Raw genomic sequence first — 2,008 nt, 5'->3', positions numbered from 1 at the left:
GAAATCAGGCGCCGTCCCGGGTCAGTTCCAAGTGGAAATCAACAGCCTACATGAAGGGCCTGCAATGGGGCGTCTGGAGCCCCAACGAGATCCGCACGCTCGAGGACGAGAACCCGCGCGCAGGCGGCGATGTCTATTATCCGCCGCCGAACATGACGGCGCCAGCGGGACCTGACGAACAGGACGCCGGCCTGTTGCGGCAGCAGAAGACAGAGGAGCGAGAGCCATGACGCTGCGCAGCGCACCCCCGATCAGCCTGACGCACCCGCCGAAGGTGCAGGGCTGGGACCCCGATCCGGCGCTGCTGGAGAAGTGGACCCCCGGACTTCGCGCCGGTCCCGGCCGGGAGTCGGTGACCGGCAGCCGCACGATCAGCATCCTCGACGTCATCGGCGCCGATGGCCTGACCGGCGAGGGCGTCACCGCCCGGCGCGTCGCTGCGGCGCTGCGGGCGATCACCGCCGACGAGATCACCGTCGACATCAACAGCCCCGGCGGCGACTTCTTCGAGGGCGTGGCAATCTACAACATGCTGCGCGCCGATCCGCGCCGGGTCACCGTCCGCATCCTCGGGCTCGCCGCCTCGGCGGCCTCGGTGATCGCCATGGCCGGTGACGAGGTCCGGATCGGCCGCGCCGGGTTCCTGATGGTCCACAATGCCTGGGTCGTCGCCATCGGCAATCGCCACGACATGGCCGCGGCCGCCGAGACCATGCTCCCCTTCGATGCGGCCATGGCCGAGATCTACGCCGCCAAGGCCGGCGTCGATCTCGCGCAGGCCGGCGCGTGGATGGATGCCGAGACCTGGTTCAGCGGAGCGCAGGCGGTGGAGGCCGGTCTGGCTGACGGCTTCCTCACAGCCGATGTGGTCGAGACCGAGACCAGCGGCAGCGGTCCGAGCGCGCTCAGGCGCATCGACAGCCTGCTCGCGAAGCAGAACATCTCCCGGTCGGAACGCCGCGCGCTTCTGGCCGAACTCCGCGGCACGCAGGACGCTGCCGCTCCCGTCACGCCGCGCGCTGACGACGACTGGGCCGCCGCCGCGCGGTCCCTCATCCTGACGCTCACCTGAGAGGCAATCCCATGACCATGATGTCCCACCCTGCGCTGACGCGCGGGATCGTTGCCCTGCGCGCCGACGCCAGCGGCGATCCGAAGCAGATCTTCGCCGAGCTGCAGCGCAGCTTCGAGGCATTCAAGGCCGAGCACAGCGATCAGCTGGCCGCGCTCAGGAAAGGCCAGGAAGACGTGGTCCGGGCCGAGAAGGTCGACCGCATCAACGCCGCCGTTGGCGAGCTGCAGGCCGCCATGGATGCGCAGGCCGCGCAGATCGCAGCCCTGCGGATCGGCGGGACGGGTGGCGCACCCGGCCCGTTCGATGCCGCCTACACCGACGCCTTCCGTGCCCACTTCCGCAAGGGCGAGGTCTCGGCGGCGCTGAACAAGGGCGCTGACGCCGAAGGCGGCTATCTGGCGCCGGTCGAATGGGACCGCACCATCACTGACAAGCTGGTCGAGGTCTCGCCCATGCGCCAGATCGCCTCCGTCCAGACGATCTCCGGTGCAGGCTTCCGCAAGCTCTTCTCGGCCCAGGGCTTCGGCTCGGGCTGGGTCGGCGAGACCGCCCCGCGGCCGCAGACCAGCACGCCGCAGTTCGGGCATCTCGACTACACCCCTGGCGAGATCTACGCCAATCCGGGCGCCACCCAGCAGATGCTCGACGATGCCGCGATCAACCTCGAGCAGTGGATCGCCAGCGAGATCGAGGCCGAGTTCGCCTACCAGGAGGGCATCGCCTTCGTGGCCGGTGACGGCGTCAACAAGCCCTCGGGGGTCCTGACCTATGCCGAGGGTGGATCGAAGGCGACTGCCCACCCGTGGGGCGCGATCCCGACCATCACCGCCGAGAGTGCGACGGCGATCACTGCCGACGAGCTGATCGATCTGGTCTATTCTCTCCCGGGTCAGGCGGCGCAGAATGCCCGCCTGGTCGCGAACCGCAACACCT

At 69.3% G+C, this 2,008-nt stretch carries 2 protein-coding genes and 1 pseudogene; all 3 read left to right on the top strand.

What is annotated here, in order from left to right; genetic code table 11:
- Positions 1 to 230, top strand: a pseudogene (locus ELI80_RS16235) (hypothetical protein); the annotation flags it as partial.
- Entirely contained in the window at positions 227 to 1,072 is an 846-nt protein-coding gene (locus ELI80_RS14255; protein WP_136652916.1) for a head maturation protease, ClpP-related, read from the top strand. The pseudogene ELI80_RS16235 and the gene ELI80_RS14255, both read left to right, overlap by 4 nt.
- A gap of 11 nt (positions 1,073 to 1,083) precedes the next feature.
- Positions 1,084 to 2,008, top strand: a 925-nt coding sequence (locus tag ELI80_RS14250) for a phage major capsid protein (protein WP_136652915.1), incomplete at its 3' end; no start/stop codon positions are given.

The organism is Paracoccus aeridis (assembly GCF_004923205.2).
Classification (GTDB): Bacteria; Pseudomonadota; Alphaproteobacteria; order Rhodobacterales; family Rhodobacteraceae; genus Paracoccus; species Paracoccus aeridis.
This window is presented reverse-complemented; position numbering and strand designations above follow the sequence as displayed.